This window comes from Paenibacillus sp. FSL K6-2393 (assembly GCF_038002545.1).
Taxonomy (GTDB): Bacteria; Bacillota; Bacilli; order Paenibacillales; family Paenibacillaceae; genus Paenibacillus.
Window position 1 is genome coordinate 118291 of record NZ_JBBOCU010000001.1, and the last position, 18204, is coordinate 136494.

An 18204-nucleotide genomic window follows, 5' to 3' on the forward strand; every position below is an offset into this window, starting at 1 on the left:
TACGAAGAGATTCGAAAGCGGCTTTTAGTGCATCCATTGATCACCCGAGTCCCCCTAAAACCGGGCTCCTTTCTTTGTTTTGAACAAATATATCTTTCAGGCCTATAACCGGGCTAACGTTCCGATGTAAACTAGCGTATACTGATGGAATAGCAAATATCTTGAAATTGCATATTTAAATTGCTCTATATTATTGATACACTAGATCAAGGTTATAATCATTCAGAGAAGGTGCGACCCCGTTCAAGAATGGGCTTGCTGCAAATGCCAAATCGATAACGCTTACATCCTTTTGGCAAATATAGGATATAAGGACGGTAGACATGAGCCAGGGACAAACGAGTACAGATGTTATCTTGATTGGTGCCGGAATTATGAGTGCAACTTTGGGAACTTTGCTAAAAGAATTGGCACCAGACTGGAATATTAAGGTTTTCGAAAAGCTAGCCACTGCAGGAGAGGAAAGCTCCAACGAATGGAATAATGCCGGAACCGGGCATGCTGCATTGTGCGAACTTAACTATACCGTTGAACGACCAGACGGAACCGTAGATATTAGCAAAGCGATTAAAGTGAATGAACAATTTCAGATCTCAAAGCAATTTTGGTCCTATCTCGTCAATAGCCGTCTGATTCGTAATCCGCGGGACTTCATTATGCCGATTCCTCATTTGAGTTATGTACACGGAGAGAGCAATGTCCAGTTTCTGAAAAGACGTTATGACTCCTTGTCGAATCACCCGCTGTTCGCAGGCATGGAATTCTCGGATGACAAGAAAGAGCTGGCGAAATGGATGCCGCTGATGATGAAAGATCGTACCAGTAATGAACCTGTTGCAGCGACCAAAATTGACTCCGGTACGGACGTTAACTTTGGTGCTTTAACGCGTATGCTGATCAGACATTTGAAGGAACAACACGTGGGTATCCACTACGAACATAGCGTGAAGAATATGAAACGTACCAGCGATGGACAATGGGAATTAACCGTGAAAAACCTGAAGAGCGGTACAGTCGAACGCCATAAGGCAAAATTTGTCTTCATCGGCGCGGGCGGTGGAAGTCTGCATTTGCTCCAGAAGACGGGCATTCCGGAAGGTAAACATATCGGCGGATTCCCGGTCAGTGGGATCTTTATGGTGTGCAAAAATCCAAAAGTCGTGGAACAGCATCATGCCAAAGTATATGGCAAGGCTTCGGTAGGGGCTCCGCCGATGTCTGTTCCGCATCTGGATACCCGTTTTATCGACAATAAGAAGTCGCTGTTATTTGGGCCGTTTGCCGGGTTCTCGCCGAAGTTCCTGAAGACGGGTTCCAATGCCGACTTAATCACGTCTGTTAAGATGCACAATCTGCTTACGATGCTCGCAGCAGGTGTCAAAGAAATCTCTTTGACCAAGTACCTGATCCAACAACTGATGTTATCCAAAGAACAACGTATGGCAGAATTGCGCGACTTTGTTCCGGGTGCGAAGAGCGAGGATTGGGATATGGTTCTGGCGGGGCAGCGTGTGCAGGTCATCAAGGATACTGTCCAGGGTGGCAAAGGAACGCTCCAATTTGGTACGGAAGTGGTCACGTCTGCAGATGGAACAATTGCGGCTTTGCTAGGTGCATCACCGGGTGCATCCACGGCGGTTCAAGTCATGCTTGAGATTCTTCAGCGTTGCTTCCCGCAGCATATGGAGGCATGGGAGCCTAAGATCAAGGAAATGATTCCTTCTTATGGCATATCACTTGTGGAGAACCTGGATCTTCTCAAAGAGGTTCATTCTTCAACAGCCAAGGCGCTGGGGTTATCGGATGAAAAACATGTCATGCACGTATAACCATTAGCTTATCGTGTTAGATAATAATCAAGCCAAAGAAGAGAGCTAAGCCGGGGCGACACCCGTGCCTAGCTCTCTTTTTTAGGTTTATTTCGTATATCAGAACTTGATCGTGAGCTTGAATTTGGAATTGAACATGAACATGTCCGCTACCATCGCGTTCCTCTAGACCTTACACCTAAGCATCTGGATACGGATCGTACAGTACAGTATGTCCACTGTAGAGTCATAGAGCGATCTTATCGCTCAGAATCTTGTGCTGCGGTCCAAAGGGATGACAAAGGAAACTTTCGTGCCTTGACCCGGCGAGCTGACGATGGTCAAACCTTGTCCGTACATCTGGGTTAACCGGCGATGTGTATTGGTTAATCCAATACCTCCAGTTCCGCCGGAACCTTTCTTGGGCCAAGCCAGTGCCCGTTCGATCTGCTCGGGCTGCATCCCAACACCGTCATCCTCGATTTCGATCAAGGTACCGTTGGTTTGGTTGATGATTCGGATATGCACGGTTCCACCCTCAACTTTGCTGAGAATACCATGTCGAACAGCATTCTCAATGAGCGGTTGAATGGTGAGTGGCGGCAGGGATAGATCAAGATCATCGGGAATATCCCAGATGACGTTCAACCGATGCATGAATCGTTCTTTCTCAATGTAGAGATAGGCACGGGAGAGATCCAACTCATGAGTGACCTCAACCATTTTCTCCGAGTTAACAAAATGAAAGCTGGTCTGAAGATACTCGATAAAAGCATCGCCCAGTTTCTGCATTCGCTCCGTGTCCATCTCACTAAGAACCATGATTGAATTGAGCGTATTAAAAAGAAAATGGGGCTGAATCTGTGCTTGTAAGTAAGCAGCCTCCATGCGCAGTCGCTCATCAATAGATTGTTTCAGTACGATCAGAGACCCGATGCGATGCCTTAATTCAACGGCATCCACGGGCTTGGTGACATAGTCCGTTGCACCGGCCATGAATCCGGCGTACACATCAGCTGGTTCGTTACGAGCCGTCAACAACAGGATGGGAAGCTCCGATACCGAATAACGCTTGCGTACGTTCTCGGTCAGTTCATAACCGGACATATGAGGCATCATGACATCGGCAATTAGTAAGTCCCAAGGCTCCTTATCCAGCAATTCAAGTGCTTCAAGCGCCGAGGCTGCAGGTTGAATATGGTAAGGTTCATTCGCAAGCATGGAGATCAGTACTCGCAGGTTTACAGGATCATCATCGACGGCAAGAATACGGGCGGCAGTCTTATCCTGAGATATGGTCTGCTGCTGTGGCTCTGCAATCGCAATTTCATCGAAGCTGTGAGCGTCCCATTGCTGCTCAGTCTGGTCCGATAGCGATGCGGTGTCTTCCCGTGGAAGCGAGATCTGGAAGGTGGATCCTTGCCCAGGTACGGATTGCACGGTGAGTTGGCCGCCATGGAGTTCTGTGAGCTGCCTGCTAATATTGAGACCGAGGCCGATTCCTCCGCTTAAACGAGCCTCTGGGGTCCCTTGTTCATACGCCTCGAATATTCGCTGTTGTATCTCCTCACTCATACCAACACCTGTATCTGAAACTTGAATCAAGACGTACTCTCCATGTTCCCGAACGGACACGGTAATTGTACCCTCATCGGTAAATTTGAGCGCATTATGCAACAGGTTGTAGAGCACCTGAACAAGTCTTCTCTCATCGGCCTGAATCAACGGCAGTGAATCTGGAATATCCACCTGCATATGGATGGGCTTGCCCTCTGCCATGAATCGGAACATACCGATCACGCCAGGAATGACAGATGCAAGAGATAAAGATTTCTTCTGAAGCGTAATGCGTTTTTCCTTCAAACGAATAACATCCAAGAGGTCATCAACCAGTTGGGACATGCGTCGGCCGATGGTAACTAAGAGCTTCATGTCTTCTGCCTGCTGCCCACCTGATTTACGCCGTTCACGGACTGCGATGCTCTCGGCGATATTGATGATCCCGTGCAGCGGTGTACGCAACTCATGAGCCGTATTCACAAGAAACTGATCCTTCTGGCGATCCTCCTCTTTGAGTTGTTCGTACAACTTCTCGATCTCACTTGAATTGCGGAAGTATTTTCTAAACCAATAGGCGGAGAAGCCAAACATGGCCGCGATCACATCGATCGGATAATACACGTTGGTAATTTCGCTATGTGAGTTCACAATTCCCCATAACACGCTTGATAGGCTGCTAGTAGCCGCAAAGAGCAAAAAGCTTGCGTCGCTTCGTTTCTCGGCTGCCATTCGGAAGAATAGGTAGACAGACCAGCCGATGGCAAACAGATAAAGGAAATCAGAAAGCCCAATCTCAAGTACATGATAGATCAGGGTCACTGGTGCAACGAGCAAAAATAAACAGTAAACGCCAAGCACGCTGGCATAGATACGGAACAGTTTACGCCATTGTAGATTATGGGAGAAGCTCCTAGCCATCTGTAAAAGAAAGAATGCGAACAACGGATAGGACAACGCTTTGGCCTTAACGATCCAAGTGAAGTTGAGTGGAATCCAACCCAATAACAGACTGTCATGGTCGGAGACGACCGTTAGGCCAGCTACCAGTGTCAGCATCGAGAACGTCAGCAGAGCTCGTTCCTTTCGGATAAACAGAAACATGACAAAAGCGTATAGGCTGTGCAAAATCAGTATGGCGAATGTAATCTTTTGCAAGTCAATGGATAGTCCTCGTTCACTTCCAATGGCTTCTGGAGAACCAAAATAGAGAGAGCGTGTGATCCCTCCACTATAAGGATCGTCAAAATTGGCTGTCTGCACCAAAAGATTGAGTTCGGTAGAACCCTCAAGCACATAGGAAGTCGTAAATGCAGTCCTTTCTGGTCGATAGGCTTCGGCATGAGTGGCAGGTTGGCCGAATTCGGCAACAATGGTCCCGTTCATCTCGATGATCGATGATGTCTGGATTTTCTGAGCCCAGAGAGAGACTTCCTCCACAGATGGATCTAAAAGTATACGAAGACGGTACGTTCCGTATCCGAACGACGATGAGGATTTTGGTAATGCATTACGCCAGTCACCGGGAACTTGAATCCATGAGGATAGGTTATCCGCTATTTTCGCATCAGAATTAGAGATTAACGCTTGGGGATAAAACTCCCATTCTCCATCTAGGGATATGGGTGAAGTGGTGGCGAGGTCCCAGCCTCGAAGGTCCAACACGCCTTCAATGGGTTCAGGATGTGCGGGTATAGTGAAAGTCTCGGACCATATCCAGCGAAAGCCAAGTAGAATAGTTAGAAATAGAATCGACAGCACTACATATCGGGGTATCTTTTTATAGGTTATTGGTTTCATGGCAGACTTTAGTTTTCGACAGTTTACTTCAAATTCCTGCATGCCCTCTGCCAAAGATGAACATTTTTTTGAATACCGGAACATAGATTCTATATTTAAATGATAGCGGTCCCACGTCAGGATTTATGGTAAAATTATAGATTAAAGGGTGATCAGTGAGCCAGAGGAGTTGTGCATATGAGAGTGATTTTGGTAGATGATGAATATCTCGCTCTGAGCAGGTTGAACAAACTGTTGCTAGAGAGAGAGGATTGCGAAGTTATCGGCTCTTTTCTGACGGCACAGGAAGCCATCGATCAGATCAAACTTCATCTGCCGGAAATCGTCTTCATGGACGTTCAGATGCCGGGGATGAACGGGATTGAGGCGACCGAACGTATCCATGAGGTTTCCCCTGGAACAGAGGTTATTTTCACAACAGCCTATAACGAACATGCACTGACGGCCTATGGGCTTGAAGTGCTGGACTATATCATGAAGCCTGTAACGCGTGACCGTTTGGAAAAAACGATGAAGATGTATCAACGCCGAACGGTGTCAGCAAGTCTGAATATAGCAGAAGGGCCATCCATGTTGATCCGTTGTCTGGGGATGCTCCAAGTCCAACTGCACCCAAATGAGCCGCCAAAACATATGAAGTTCAGAACAACCAAGATTAGAGAGTTATTCGCCTATTTGCTTCACCATCGGAACAAACCGATTAAACGGGATACGTTACTCGAGCTGTTGTGGCCAGAGTTGGATGAGCGGAGAGGTATATCCAATCTGCACAGTGGCATCCATCGCTTACGCAGCATGATGAACGAATCCATGGGTGAGGACAAGATGGTCATTCGTTATCAACAGTTTGGATATCTATTGGAAACAGGAGAGTTCAGGGTTGATGTGGAAGAATGGGAAAGTCGTCTTAACCGATTGCCTCTATTATCTTCGTCTACAATAGCTGAACATCGGCAGACCTCAGATCAATATGAGGGCAAATATTATAGTGAAGACGATTATGTATGGGCTGAGTTGGAGCGCGAACGATTGCATGCACTCTGGCGTAACCACGCCATGAAACTCGCACAATATTACATCGAACTGGGACAGAATACGGAAGCACTCACGGTATATCACCGGGTACAGCAATTCGAGCCATCATTGGAGGAAGTCGGACTGGCCTTAATGAAGACCTACGATCGATTAGGCAATAAAGATCCTGTGGTCGCTCAATATAACCAGTTGGTTATCGCTTTAGAGCAAGAGGCAGGTATACGTCCCGGCCTGGAAGTTGAGTTATGGTACCAACAATGGAAAAATTCAAATATTTAATTGAAAATATTCAGCCTCGCAGCTTCACTTGCGAGGCTGTTTTTTTTGTTGTATTTGTTAGCGAGGAGTTTGGTAAGAGTTTGGTAAGAGGCTATGTGTAGAATAAGCAAGATGAGGGTCGATATTATGCGAAATGTAAAAGAGGGAGGATAAGTATGTCGTTTTTGTACAGTAAGAAGTGGAAAAAAGGATTTAAAGTGTCCGTAGTTAGCATGTTGTTATTAAGCACATTCATCTCTTCAATTGGTTCAGAGAGAGTAAGCGCAGCTAGCAGCCCTGTTCCAGGGGGAACGGGTCTTGAACCTGTGTTATGGCTGAAAGCAGACTCGGATGCTGATACGGTGGAAGGTTTACTGACCGATTGGAAGGACCAATCAGCTAACGAGGTAGAATTTGACCTGGTTATTCCTTCTGGGAAGACAGCACCGAGTTATAATCCGGGAGGAATTAACTTTAACCCCAGTGTAAAATTCAACAATCCGACAGGTGGGGGCCACTATAGTAGCTCCGTAAAGCTGGTAGGTGACAAACCAATTAAATTCCAATCTGGCTATGCCGTTTATAAAAATAACAACGGGGGAGCTCTTGTCGGAGCGACTACTCCTACAGGAACCAATGGCGTCATTATAATGGGTGGATATGGAAACAATTTTGCCTCAGGTATTGGCGTCGATGGTGTTTATGACTATTTCAATCTGGTGGATAGAAGTAGAGCTCAGATCGTGAACTTTGATATCGTAAGTAATAATAATCATACAGCACGAGTAGATGGTGTTGAAGCTAGCTTCAGTCGGAAAGGGGTCTTTGGAGAGATTAACTTTACTCCTGTTATAGGTGCTACCAACGGCGGAAGTGCCACTTATAACTGGGGTGGTCTTGTAGCTGATGTTGCTGAGATTATTTTGTATGACAATCAGACAGCTATGGATGCTTCAAAAATTGAGTCTTATCTAGCCATTAAATATGGCATTACGCTCAACAACGGAGCAAGTCCTTATCTTTCAACTAACGGAAGTGAAGTGTGGACTGTCGATTCCAAGTATAAGCACAATATTGCAGGAATCGGCAAAGATGAAGCACAGGGCTTGAATCAAAAACAAAGCTTAAGCATCAATGCTGGAGTACCACAAGTCGCCGTAGGTGTTAACACGCTGGCTGCTACAAATGCAGATAATTCCAGCATTTTGACGGATCAGCAATATTTCGTATGGGCGGATAACGGTCTGCCATTGACCTATGATCAGTCTATAAATAAACCGGGACAATATCATGCGCAAAGAGTTTGGAAAGTGCAGAATACGAATAACGTGGGTGAAGTGGAGATTGGTATCCCGGAAGTGTCAGTTCCAGCAGGTTATCAATTACTGGTAAGTGACAGTGAAGATTTTACAGATGCATCTGGCTATGAATTGAGCCTCAAAGATGTAAATGGAATTCCACATTATACAGCCAAGGCGGCATTAAAAGACGGAGAGTATTTCACGTTCAGTGCGTGGGCACCAAAATTCACAAGCGCAAATGTAAGTAATGTGTCTGTGACAGAAGATGAGGTTATTGTAACGTTCGATGAGGAGCTCGATTTTTCGAATATAGCAAGTTTAACTGGCTTCAAACTGGAGATCAACGGCCAACCAATCACGATCGACAGTTTCGAACGAGGAGAGAACAGCAAGACATTGAAGTTAAAAACGAGTCAGATTATCCCTTCCAATGCATCAGTGATCGTTTCTTACGATATTGAAGATGGTAATCTAAAAGGGACTAACGGTGCCCCAGCTCAAAGTTTTAGCGAAAATGCTGTGACAAAGGTAGACAAGTCCTTGTTGCAAGCCAAAGTAACTGAAGTTACAGGCGAGGGTCTAGAGGAATCTGAGTACACACCAGTGAGCTGGACAGCACTGAATAATGCGATGAACGAAGCAGAGCGAGTGTTGAATGATCCGACAGCGACCCAAGCGCAGGTAGACAAGGGACTTTTGGATCTGACAGATGCAAGAACGGGCCTAATCCCTACAACATCTGTACCAGTTGTAGATAAATCAGTTTTGCAAGCGAAAGTAACTGAAATTACAGGTGAAAGCCTGAAAGAGTCAGCGTACACGCCAGTGAGCTGGACAGCACTCGATGATGCGATGAATGAAGCAGAGCGAGTGCTGAATGATCCGACGGCAACCCAAGCGCAGGTAGACAAGGCACTTTTGGATCTGACAGATGCAAGAACGGGCCTAATCCCTACAACATCTGTACCAGATGTAGATAAATCAGCTTTGCAAGCGAAAGTAACTGAAATTACAGGTGAAAGCCTGAAAGAGTCAGCGTACACACCAGCGAGCTGGACAGCACTGGATAATGCGATGAATGAAGCAGAACGAGTGTTGAATGATCCGACAGCGACCCAAGCGCAGGTAGACAAGGCACTTTTGGATCTGACAGATGCAAGAACGGGTCTAATCCCTACAACATCTGTACCAGTTGTAGATAAATCAGCTTTGCAAGCGAAAGTAACTGAAATTACAGGTGAAAGCCTGGAAGAGTCAGAGTATACGCCAGCGAGCTGGGGAGCACTCAATGATGCGATGAACGAAGCAGAGCGAGTGTTGGCTGATCCGACAGTAACTCAAGCGCAGGTAGATAAGGCACTTCAAGATCTGACTGATGCAAGAACAGGACTTACCAAAGTGATTGGTACGGATGCATCTACCTTGCAAACATTGGTCCCTTCCGTGGGAAGCTTGTCTCCGGCCTTTGATCCGGCTAAAGATACCTACACCATTTCTGTTCCGAATAGCGTATATCAATTCCAGCTAACGCCAACGGCACTTGATCCACTTGCGAAGATTGAAATAGCTGTTGGAGATGGAGAATGGAACGAGATTTCAAGTGGTGCTGTAAGTGAGAATCTACCACTCCAAGTTGGCGGAAATAAGATCGTTGTTAGAGTAACGGATTCACTTGGCCACGTTACGGAGTATAAAATTAACGTGACTAGAGCATCCAATGACAATGGTAACAATGGTGGAGGCAACAATGGCGGCGGAAATACGGGAGGTAACAGTGGAAGCACACCAGCACCTACACCTGCGCCAGTACCAACGCCAACGCCGGCACCCGTGAAGGATAATTTGGAGACAACTCGGGATGGTAGCCATCAACCATTTGCTACATCCAAACCATCTAACAACAAAGAAACGTTGGTTCAAGTTGATCCAGCCAAGCTGAATGTTGCCATGTCACAAGGCACAGGGCAGCAGTTCGCCATTCATTCACCGAATGATGGGAATATGAAGGTGGACGGTTTAACCCTCGAAACACTGAAACAATTAGTAGATCAAGGTTCCAGATTGAACATTAGCAATCCGCTGGCGATCTATCCGGTACCTGGCGGTAAAATGGACTTAACCGGTGTATCTGGACAGCTTGGTAATGCAGCGTTGAATGATATTGATGTCCATATTAACATCGCACGTTCATCGGATACGTTGATTGACAGCGCCGAAACAAGAGCCGCATCCCAAGGATACGAGCTACTTGTCACACCGGTTGATCTGGATCTCACCTTTACGAAAGATGGACAAACGGTCAGATCCGGGCAACTGAACGGATACGCACCGAAGTATATTGCGCTTCCGGAAGGCATCGACCCGAACCGGATTACAACAGGCGTAATCATCAACTCGGACGGCAGCATCTTCCATGTGCCAACGGTTGTTACCAAGATCGATAGTCGTTACTATGCACTCATTAATGACTTGCGCAGCAGCGGAAGTTACTCGGTTATCTGGAACCCGCAGGATTTTGAAGATGCCAGATCCCATTGGGGTAAAACTGATGTGAACAACATCGCTGCGAGATTAGATCTGAAAGGTAACGGAGATAACACGTTCTCCCCGAACCGTCAGGTTACTCGTTCCGAATTTGCCGAGATTGTTGTACTTGGACTGGGCTTAATGCGTCAGAATGCACCACAGAATCTATTCCCTGACGTTAACGATTCGGCGTGGTTCCGCAATGCGGTAGCTCTTGCGAATGAATTCGGTATTGTTCGCGGTTACGATAATGGGAACTTCTACGGTAATCAGGAGATCACACGTGAGCAAGGATTTGCCATGGTCGCTCGTGCCTACCGTCTGATTGAACCAAAAGCGGCAATCAGCCCGGAACAGATGAACTCTGAACTGGAGCGTTACAGTGATGCAGCCGATGTATCGAATTGGGCAAAAGAAGATGTAGCCCAGTTGATTGCAGCGGGGATCATCCAAGGTAATGGGCCAGAGGTTCTGAGTCCGAAGACCACGATGACCCGTGCTGAGGTCACTGCATTGATTGCAAGAATGTTGAAAGTAACAAACCTGATTGATAAGTAACACATCTATACGGAAAAGCCTTTGCTGACATTGGGGGTCGGCAAAGGCTTTTTTCTATTTTCATTAAATTCTTAAATTCATGTCGTAATACTTTCGCCCTGTTGGCAGATCATGGAATCTGAGATGATGGGTTCACCAGAGGTTCGGGTGACAAACTTTGAACCGCTGGCCTTCAGGCTATTGCGATCCTTCCTTCTACAATCATTGGAGATCATAGGGTCGCAGCTCTCCTGAAGATTTCATTTCAGAGAGGAGGCGTCCAGGCTATCATATTCCTTCCTTCTAAAGCCATCTACCAAATGTTAATAGGAATATGGCTTTCCTGGACTCTTTTATCATGAACAATACAATCTATTTGCGCAGAGCGAACAAACTCATTATTGAATCAAACGAAGGGAAGCAACAGTTGCCGAAGACACACCTGGCGACTGCCCTCAAAAATATTGAAGCACTCGGATACACCTTCTCGGATGAGTTGATTCAAGCGATGCGGCAGCTGTCCAAGGAACAGTTTGAAACAGTATATATTCAACTCGTGGCTGATCTAAGAGTCATGGTCGGCGCACATGTGAAGTACACACCGATGTATGCTGGATTCCCAATGCAGGTGATGCAAGCGGATGAGGCCGAGTTATATCTCAATGCGATTATTCATTATCTGACCAACCTGACTGTGGTCTATCCGGATCAACAATCTGTGGAAAGAATGCCTTTGCTGGAGAAGACGGACTTGAAAGTCATTGGTTTGGGAAACCAGCAAGCATTCCAGACGCTCATCCGTCAGATCATTGAAGCAAAAGGTTCCATCTCGGAAACGGACAAGGCGGATATCGACATGGTATTGGAGCATGCAGACCCAAGTGAAGTGGATGCGATTCTACCTGCTGAGATTCCGTTCAAAGAAAATGTGGGCTTTGTGGTCGCCTCGCTGTTGAAGCATGAAAAAGCGAACCTCGACCGAATTAGTCCGTATTTCAAAACGGCAAGTGATGTCCTCCGTCTGGCTGTCGCCTGGTCCAATGGTGATGTCAGCCTGGCAGTAGCGTCTCCCTTCCGAAAATTCAAACGGCGTGAGAGACGCCTTTTGCTCGGATTGCTGGAGCAATGTGGCTCCATCACGGAGGATATGCTGCGATATAAGGATCGCTGGATTCGCCTTGGCGAAATTCTGCATCCATCGGAATATAAGCTTCGGTATCCGCGATGCGAAGAAGCCTTTGATATTTTGCGTAATAATAAGCCGTATTCGACCTTCAACGGAAGTGTGGAACTTGCCTTCCAATATCGGAATGTCTGGAGTCTGATCGATCTGTTGTCACAGCGTCCAGGTGAATTCGCGAGAAGACTGGATCACTTGTTGCGGATGACCGAAGATGAAACGTATGTACTGCTGGCATTTGGTGAGGTACTGGAGCAAGTATCCACCCCGGTGTTATTGCAGGTACGACAGCATTTTGCCCGCCGTAATGAACCGCAGGATCTGCGTGTCTTCTTCCCAAAAGGCAATGTAGCCAAAGCTTTTGCTGTTCCGAATGAGCTGCCAGACATCAATGAAGTCACGTGTCAGGATGTCGTGCAATTGTGCGAGCAGGCGCTGGTAGAGCGATTCGCACACCTTTCCCCGCTTGGGAAGACATATGTCGATCCACAGCTTCATGATTATCTGGTGCCCTTTTCCCAGAGATCGGCGAGCAAGGCTCTGCATACCATCGTTCGTGGAAGTCGTGTGCCGATGGCGGAGGGTGATACCATCCGTTTCTTCAACTGGTGGAAAGAGGGGGACGTGGATGGAAAGTCTACAGGGCGCGTGGACATTGACTTGTCTGCGGTGATGTATGATAAGGACTGGAACTATGTGGAGCATATCTCCTATACGAATCTGCGATCCTCTAACTATAAGGCTGTCCATAGCGGAGATATCGTGACTGCACCTAACGGAGCAAGTGAGTTCATTGATCTGCATATTCCATCCATCGTGGCTTATGGTGGACGATATGTTGTGGCAACACTGCTTTCGTTTACCAGTCATCCGTACTGTGATCTGCCGGAATGTTTTGTAGGGTGGATGATGCGGAAGAAGCCGGGTTCTGGCGAGATCTTCGAGCCGTCAACCGTAGCTAACAAAATCGATATTACCGCAGATACGCAGATTGCGATCCCTGTCATTATGGATCTGGTTGAACGTACCGTCATCTGGACAGACCTGGCGCTGACAAGCCACCCGGATTACTACAATAATGTGGAAGGCAATCAAAAAGGCATGGTCCTGATGGGCAAAGCACTGACGACTTTACGCAAACCCGATCTGCATGACTTGTTCATGCTCCATGCCAAAGCTAGAGGAGAACTGGTGGATACAATAGATCAGGCGGATACGATCTATTCGGTGGATCAAGGCGTTACGCCGTATGATATCGAGCAGATTATGGCGGAGTATCTGGTTTGAGTTTAGTCGCACAGGTAAATTGAGATGAAGACAGAAGATAAAAGGTATGACAATTCTATTAAGATTAACAAGGCAGGTCTCATATCTTGTAGTACTTGTATCTGGCCTACTTGTTTAATGGTGACCCGCACTTCGGAGATGGGCCACGATCGGATTGGAATGCATTCTCCGCTTGATTTTATTGAAATCCGTGTACTGCAGGAGCAGGCACTAAGGATATGGAAAATCAGCAGTTGATGCAATATGTCTGAAGCTGCAAGGAGTTAATAAGTATTTTGGTGGTACCTGAGTTAACAGAGGTACATTGGAAAGTGATACGAATTTGCTTTTGGTGAGGGTAATATGATCAACAACAGTGACGCATGATATACCAATGGAACCTTCAAGCCGAATGGGAAGTCTCGCGTGCAGAGATAGTAATGATCATTGCTCGTGTACTTAATTTGAATGCGATCAGCCACCTTTTACGCCTGATTCATGCAGGTGAACTCGCACTATCTTGGCATCAATCTTGACACTTGCCTGGTCAGAATATAGGGAAACATGCTTTAACACTTCATCCCAAATACCCGCTTTCTGCCAGCGTCGTCAGCTGCGGGACGCCCTCCTTGTGGTTTTCGTTCAGGTGGAATAAATCTTAAGTTTGCCCCCATTGTCTTTCGTATCGCGTATTTAGTTAATATAATTAAGCCATATATTACAATTTTTTATCAGTTTGAAGACACGCCCAAATAAAAAGTATAAACAGAGATTTAAATTAGTGTAATAAGTTAACGAGTGTAGCAAATTTTTGATTTAGAGATGCCATGGTGGTTGGATAATCAGACTTTGTAATGAAATTTTCTGGATAACTTGTTATGTTATACAAATTTGTATCTTTTGATGATTCTGAAGCCAATTGCAAACAGGTCTCTTTAAGCAACGCTTTAATTTTTCCCCAACCTTCGGGGAAGGTATCAGCGTTCTGATGTGCAACAAAATAGTTTTTTAACTCATAAATCATTAGTTGTAAATTCTTGTTTGTTTCAATAATGTGATTTAGCTCTTCATTGTAATCGGCACTATCTATATTCCTTATCAATGACTCCAAATAGGTGTAATAATCTGCACTCATTCCAGTGATAAAGCCCTCAGAGAGCAAATAACTATCATTGGGTGTTTTGGTATTATCTAATTGAATTAAAAATCTATATACATTTTGTACTCGATTCGAATAATCTGCGTATATATTGTATTTACTCTCATAAATTGGTTGAAAGGTAATAGTTCCTTTCTGTTCAGTGTTTTTGTTGTTGAAGATATAAAATTGTATAATATTTGATACTAAAATCACGACGATTGTTATGAATACCCACTGATATACTTTAACTTTTTTCAAATCCCATTCTCCTCAATATAACTTATATTTTTAAACAGAATAAAGTAAATGGAAAAATATAGTATATAATATTTTTCCATTTACTTTATTATATTTATACTTTGCTATTTATTAAAGTGAAGTCTTAACACTAGCAGTTGCTGACTTTGACCAATTAGCTTCTACAAGTGTTGAGGCTACAGTATATGATACTCCTACTTCGAGTGGACTGCCCCAAGTCCATTTCGCATTTCCGGAATATGATTTGGTCTCTTGAGTTTTATCATAAGTATGAGTATATTTTACTGCCGTTGTTGTTGAGCCTACCTTTTTTACGGATAACTTTGCATATGCACTTACGGTACTTCCCTGATCGAGGTTGTCGTAAATATTAAAGAGAATGGTACCTTTGTCTCTATAATCAGCGTCCGCTAGCCACATATTATTGTTAGTGACTCCATTGGCAACGTAATTAAAATAAGTTGGATTCCAGTTAATTGATACTAAATCATATGAGGCAGGATGATCTTCAAAAGTCGCGTTTGCAGGGAGTGTTGGGAGTCTATCAATTTGAACCCAAGCATAATATCTTCCACTGTCTTTTGTGATTCGGGTAGTAAGTTTTCTATCACCAGGATCAATATTCAACGCATTATATTCACCGACATTAGCTTCGAATTCATTTTCGTTCTCATTTAAAGTTACTGTATTGCTTGATAATACTTCAACACCCTGAGATTTCAAAAATTTATCAATAACTTTATCTGTTGCACCATTATCTTTTAACTGATCAGCTTGCCTCATTATTTTAAGAAAGGTGTCTTCTGCCCCCTGTTCTGTATCCGCGCTAGCAAACCCAGAGAAGCTGCTTAAAACTAAAGTGATAGCCAATAAAAATGATAATCTGAATTTTTTCATGATATTCCTCCACAAATTTATTATTTTCATATATTAGCATATATGTATTTTTTTGCTTTGTAAATATTTTATAAAAAATATTATTTATTAACAACATGCATATTGAAAAACTCCAATTTTATTGGTAAGCATAACTTTTTTGAAGTAAGACATAAATTAATCATCTTAAAAATGAATCTTGGATTTCTGAACCAGTTACTTATAATGCTTATAAAATTTAATGACTTTTACAAATTGGTCGCAGGATATTTATAGAGAATTATGTTGCCCATTATGAAAACTCTTTCGGTAATGAAGCTTAGTATCATAATTCAAAATCTTTCTTTGATACAATAAATTAAACAGTCTTTCTAGCTTAGCTTGGCTAGATACGTCACTAGTAAAACGATAACATAATCTCGCTATACCAGACTGTATTCGACAATATAAGTCAATTAATGGACGGAAAATGAGTCAAATATACTAATGTATCTGGGATTTTGAGACTATAATTTAGAACTTACCTGCCCCTGGAGATGGTGATCCGGATAGTGGTATAATTTTCAATACGTAATCATGAGTGAATGAACGGGGAGGAAAAGAGAATGAGAGACGATCTGTTGGTTCAATTGCAAGAGTGGCATGAAGAAGATGAATTTCAGGAAATTGTAGATGCAATTCAAGCAATTCCTGTGGAAGAAAGAGATTATGAGCTGGTTAACCATTTGGGACGAGCGCTAAATAACCTGGAACAGTATGAAGAAGCGGTTGAACAATTCCTGACGGTTGCTAACGAGGGCACAGGTGACCCACTTTGGCATTATCGGATTGGACTGGCTTATTATTATCTGGAGCAATATGCGCATGCGCTACAGGCGTTTGAAAGAGCGGATGAATTGGACCCTGGGGATGAAGATACGCTGGAGTTTCTGGAATGGATTCGAAGCAAAACAGCAGAGGAATCCGTAGAGAAGCTCGTGAATACCGTCCCATCTGTCTCTGAAATCTCAACCGCACCTGTTAGTGTTGGCCATCTGGAACCAATGGGTTTTTGGAATGACAGTGCTGAAGCCGTGGATCAATATGTGTTGGCCCCGCCTACCGACGAACAGGTCGAGTCAGTGGAGGAGCAGTTGGTCTTCAAGCTGCCAACATCCTATATTAACATGATGAAATTACATAATGGGGGTGTTCCCCACTATCGGTATTTTCCTGTTAGCCAAGCAGAGGCTGCCAAGAAGGTCCGCGTTGAGGTCGCGGGTATATTGGGTATTGGGCGGGAGAAAGCACATTCATTAGGTGGTGAAGCTGGCAGCCGGTTTATTATCGAACAGGGTGGTTATCCCGAAATCGGTGTTGTTATCTGTGAGTGCCCTTCCGATTCGGAGGTGGTGATGCTGGATTATCGTGAATCCGGCAATGCTGGTGAGCCCGAAGTTGTGCATGTGGATAAAAAAGAAAGTTACAAGATCACTTGGCTTGCGCCCAATTTTGAAACCTTTATTCAAGGTCTGTTGAATGAGGAAAATCAACCTGCAAACCTTGAAGGTTCACTGTAAGTAAGGGTATGAGCTTCTCTTTATAGGAAACGTTGAAAAGGCTGCATCCGTAATGACGGATGCAGTTTTTTTGTTGCCTAGTTATGCGTGATAAGGCGGAAATGGTCGCCAATAAGGGGCTTTTTTCAACTGCGTTAGCTTCGCTAAGATATCCAAAATAAGTATATAGAGCTGTACTCGTTGCATTAAGGCAGTTACTTTGCTAGTATTTAGACATATAATAATTAGTCATCTAAATATTATACATCTAAATACTTTGATTCTTCAAGAAAGGGCTTAAGCATCATGTTAAGAATGAAAGACAAAGTAGCCCTTGTTACTTCCAAATAAATAAAATACGTTAGGAGCAATTCACATGGGAAAATTAGATAATAAAGTAGCCATTATTACTGGCGGAGCCTCGGGAATCGGGGAGGGGATGGTTGATCTTTTTGCACAGGAAGGCGCCATCGTCATTGCAGCAGACATTAATGAGGAAGCACTGGAGAAAGCCAGCCAAAAAGAGAATGTGTACGGAATGAAGTTGAATGTATCTTCGGATGAAGGTTGGCAGGCACTGGCGAAAGTAGTGAATGAACGTTTTGGGAAAATTGACATTCTGGTCAACAATGCAGGCATTTCTTCGGAAAAGCCGTTTGAGGAAATCAATGCACAGGATTGGGAGAAAATGCTCTCCATTAATGGCTTCGGCCCATTCGCTGGCATGAAACATGTCACTCCTTATATGGCAGCCCAGAAGAAAGGTTCCATCGTTAACATTTCATCATACACCGCTTTGATTGGACAAGGCTTTAACCATTACTCGGCATCCAAAGGCGCGGTACGTGCATTATCCAAAGCCGCTGCGACCACCTTCGGACGTCAAGGTATTCGGGTGAATGCTCTTTTTCCTGGGATCATCGAAACACCAATGACCCAATCCTTGAACACATCCAAGGAACTGCTTGAACGATTAATTCAGGCAACGCCTTTGCAGCGTCTGGGCCAAGCAAGCGATATTGCCAAAGCGGCGTTGTTCCTGGCATCGGATGATTCTTCGTACATTACAGGATCTGAACTGGTGATCGATGGTGGCTACTCAGCCCAATAGCGTGTAAAATGA

The 18204-nt window shown here is 44.6% G+C and carries 9 protein-coding genes; 6 read left to right on the top strand and 3 right to left on the bottom strand.

Features of this window, described 5'->3' with window-relative positions; genetic code table 11:
- Positions 1 to 323 precede the first annotated feature (323 nt).
- A complete protein-coding gene (locus MHI14_RS00540; protein ID WP_339311508.1) occupies positions 324 to 1829 on the top strand; it encodes a malate:quinone oxidoreductase in 1506 nt (501 codons plus the stop codon).
- Positions 1830 to 2075: 246 nt separating this feature from the next.
- On the opposite strand, the gene MHI14_RS00545 is transcribed toward MHI14_RS00540, so the two are convergent.
- Positions 2076 to 5165, bottom strand: coding sequence for a hybrid sensor histidine kinase/response regulator (locus tag MHI14_RS00545; protein WP_341129680.1), 3090 nt, complete (start codon positions 5163 to 5165; stop codon positions 2076 to 2078).
- Positions 5166 to 5342: 177 nt separating this feature from the next.
- Between MHI14_RS00545 and MHI14_RS00550 the strand changes: the two genes are divergently transcribed.
- From MHI14_RS00550 to MHI14_RS00560, 3 genes are all read left to right on the top strand, one after another.
- Positions 5343 to 6479 carry a response regulator gene (locus MHI14_RS00550; RefSeq protein WP_341129681.1) on the top strand — a complete coding sequence of 379 codons (1137 nt, stop codon included), beginning with the start codon at positions 5343 to 5345 and terminating at the stop codon, positions 6477 to 6479.
- A gap of 155 nt (positions 6480 to 6634) precedes the next feature.
- A complete protein-coding gene (locus tag MHI14_RS00555) occupies positions 6635 to 10843 on the top strand; it encodes an S-layer homology domain-containing protein (RefSeq protein WP_341129682.1) in 4209 nt (1402 codons plus the stop codon).
- A 337-nt stretch (positions 10844 to 11180) separates the two neighbouring features.
- A complete protein-coding gene (locus MHI14_RS00560; protein ID WP_249913122.1) occupies positions 11181 to 13289 on the top strand; it encodes a TerD family protein in 2109 nt (702 codons plus the stop codon).
- A gap of 757 nt (positions 13290 to 14046) precedes the next feature.
- On the opposite strand, the gene MHI14_RS00565 is transcribed toward MHI14_RS00560, so the two are convergent.
- Both MHI14_RS00565 and MHI14_RS00570 read right to left on the bottom strand, forming a co-directional pair.
- The gene (locus tag MHI14_RS00565; protein ID WP_341129683.1) at positions 14047 to 14667 is read right to left on the bottom strand and encodes a hypothetical protein; all 621 of its coding nucleotides are present in this window, start codon (positions 14665 to 14667) and stop codon (positions 14047 to 14049) included.
- Between the two features lie 111 nt (positions 14668 to 14778).
- Entirely contained in the window at positions 14779 to 15564 is a 786-nt protein-coding gene (locus MHI14_RS00570; RefSeq protein WP_341129684.1) for a hypothetical protein, read from the bottom strand.
- 584 nt (positions 15565 to 16148) lie between these two features.
- On the opposite strand from MHI14_RS00570, the gene MHI14_RS00575 reads away from it, so the two are divergent.
- Together MHI14_RS00575 and MHI14_RS00580 are read left to right on the top strand one after the other, a co-directional pair.
- Complete coding sequence (locus tag MHI14_RS00575) at positions 16149 to 17102, top strand: SMI1/KNR4 family protein (protein WP_341129685.1); 954 nt, start codon at positions 16149 to 16151, stop codon at positions 17100 to 17102.
- Positions 17103 to 17457: 355 nt separating this feature from the next.
- A complete protein-coding gene (locus MHI14_RS00580) occupies positions 17458 to 18192 on the top strand; it encodes an SDR family NAD(P)-dependent oxidoreductase (RefSeq protein WP_091035400.1) in 735 nt (244 codons plus the stop codon).
- Positions 18193 to 18204 lie beyond the last annotated feature (12 nt).

Coding starts and splice junctions, on each gene's coding strand:
- MHI14_RS00540 (WP_339311508.1), top strand. CDS start 324: ATGAGCCAGGGACAAACGAGTACAGATGTTATCTTGATTGGTGCCGGA.
- MHI14_RS00545 (WP_341129680.1), bottom strand. CDS start 5,165: ATGAAACCAATAACCTATAAAAAGATACCCCGATATGTAGTGCTGTCG.
- MHI14_RS00550 (WP_341129681.1), top strand. CDS start 5,343: ATGAGAGTGATTTTGGTAGATGATGAATATCTCGCTCTGAGCAGGTTG.
- MHI14_RS00555 (WP_341129682.1), top strand. CDS start 6,635: ATGTCGTTTTTGTACAGTAAGAAGTGGAAAAAAGGATTTAAAGTGTCC.
- MHI14_RS00560 (WP_249913122.1), top strand. CDS start 11,181: ATGAACAATACAATCTATTTGCGCAGAGCGAACAAACTCATTATTGAA.
- MHI14_RS00570 (WP_341129684.1), bottom strand. CDS start 15,564: ATGAAAAAATTCAGATTATCATTTTTATTGGCTATCACTTTAGTTTTA.
- MHI14_RS00575 (WP_341129685.1), top strand. CDS start 16,149: ATGAGAGACGATCTGTTGGTTCAATTGCAAGAGTGGCATGAAGAAGAT.
- MHI14_RS00580 (WP_091035400.1), top strand. CDS start 17,458: ATGGGAAAATTAGATAATAAAGTAGCCATTATTACTGGCGGAGCCTCG.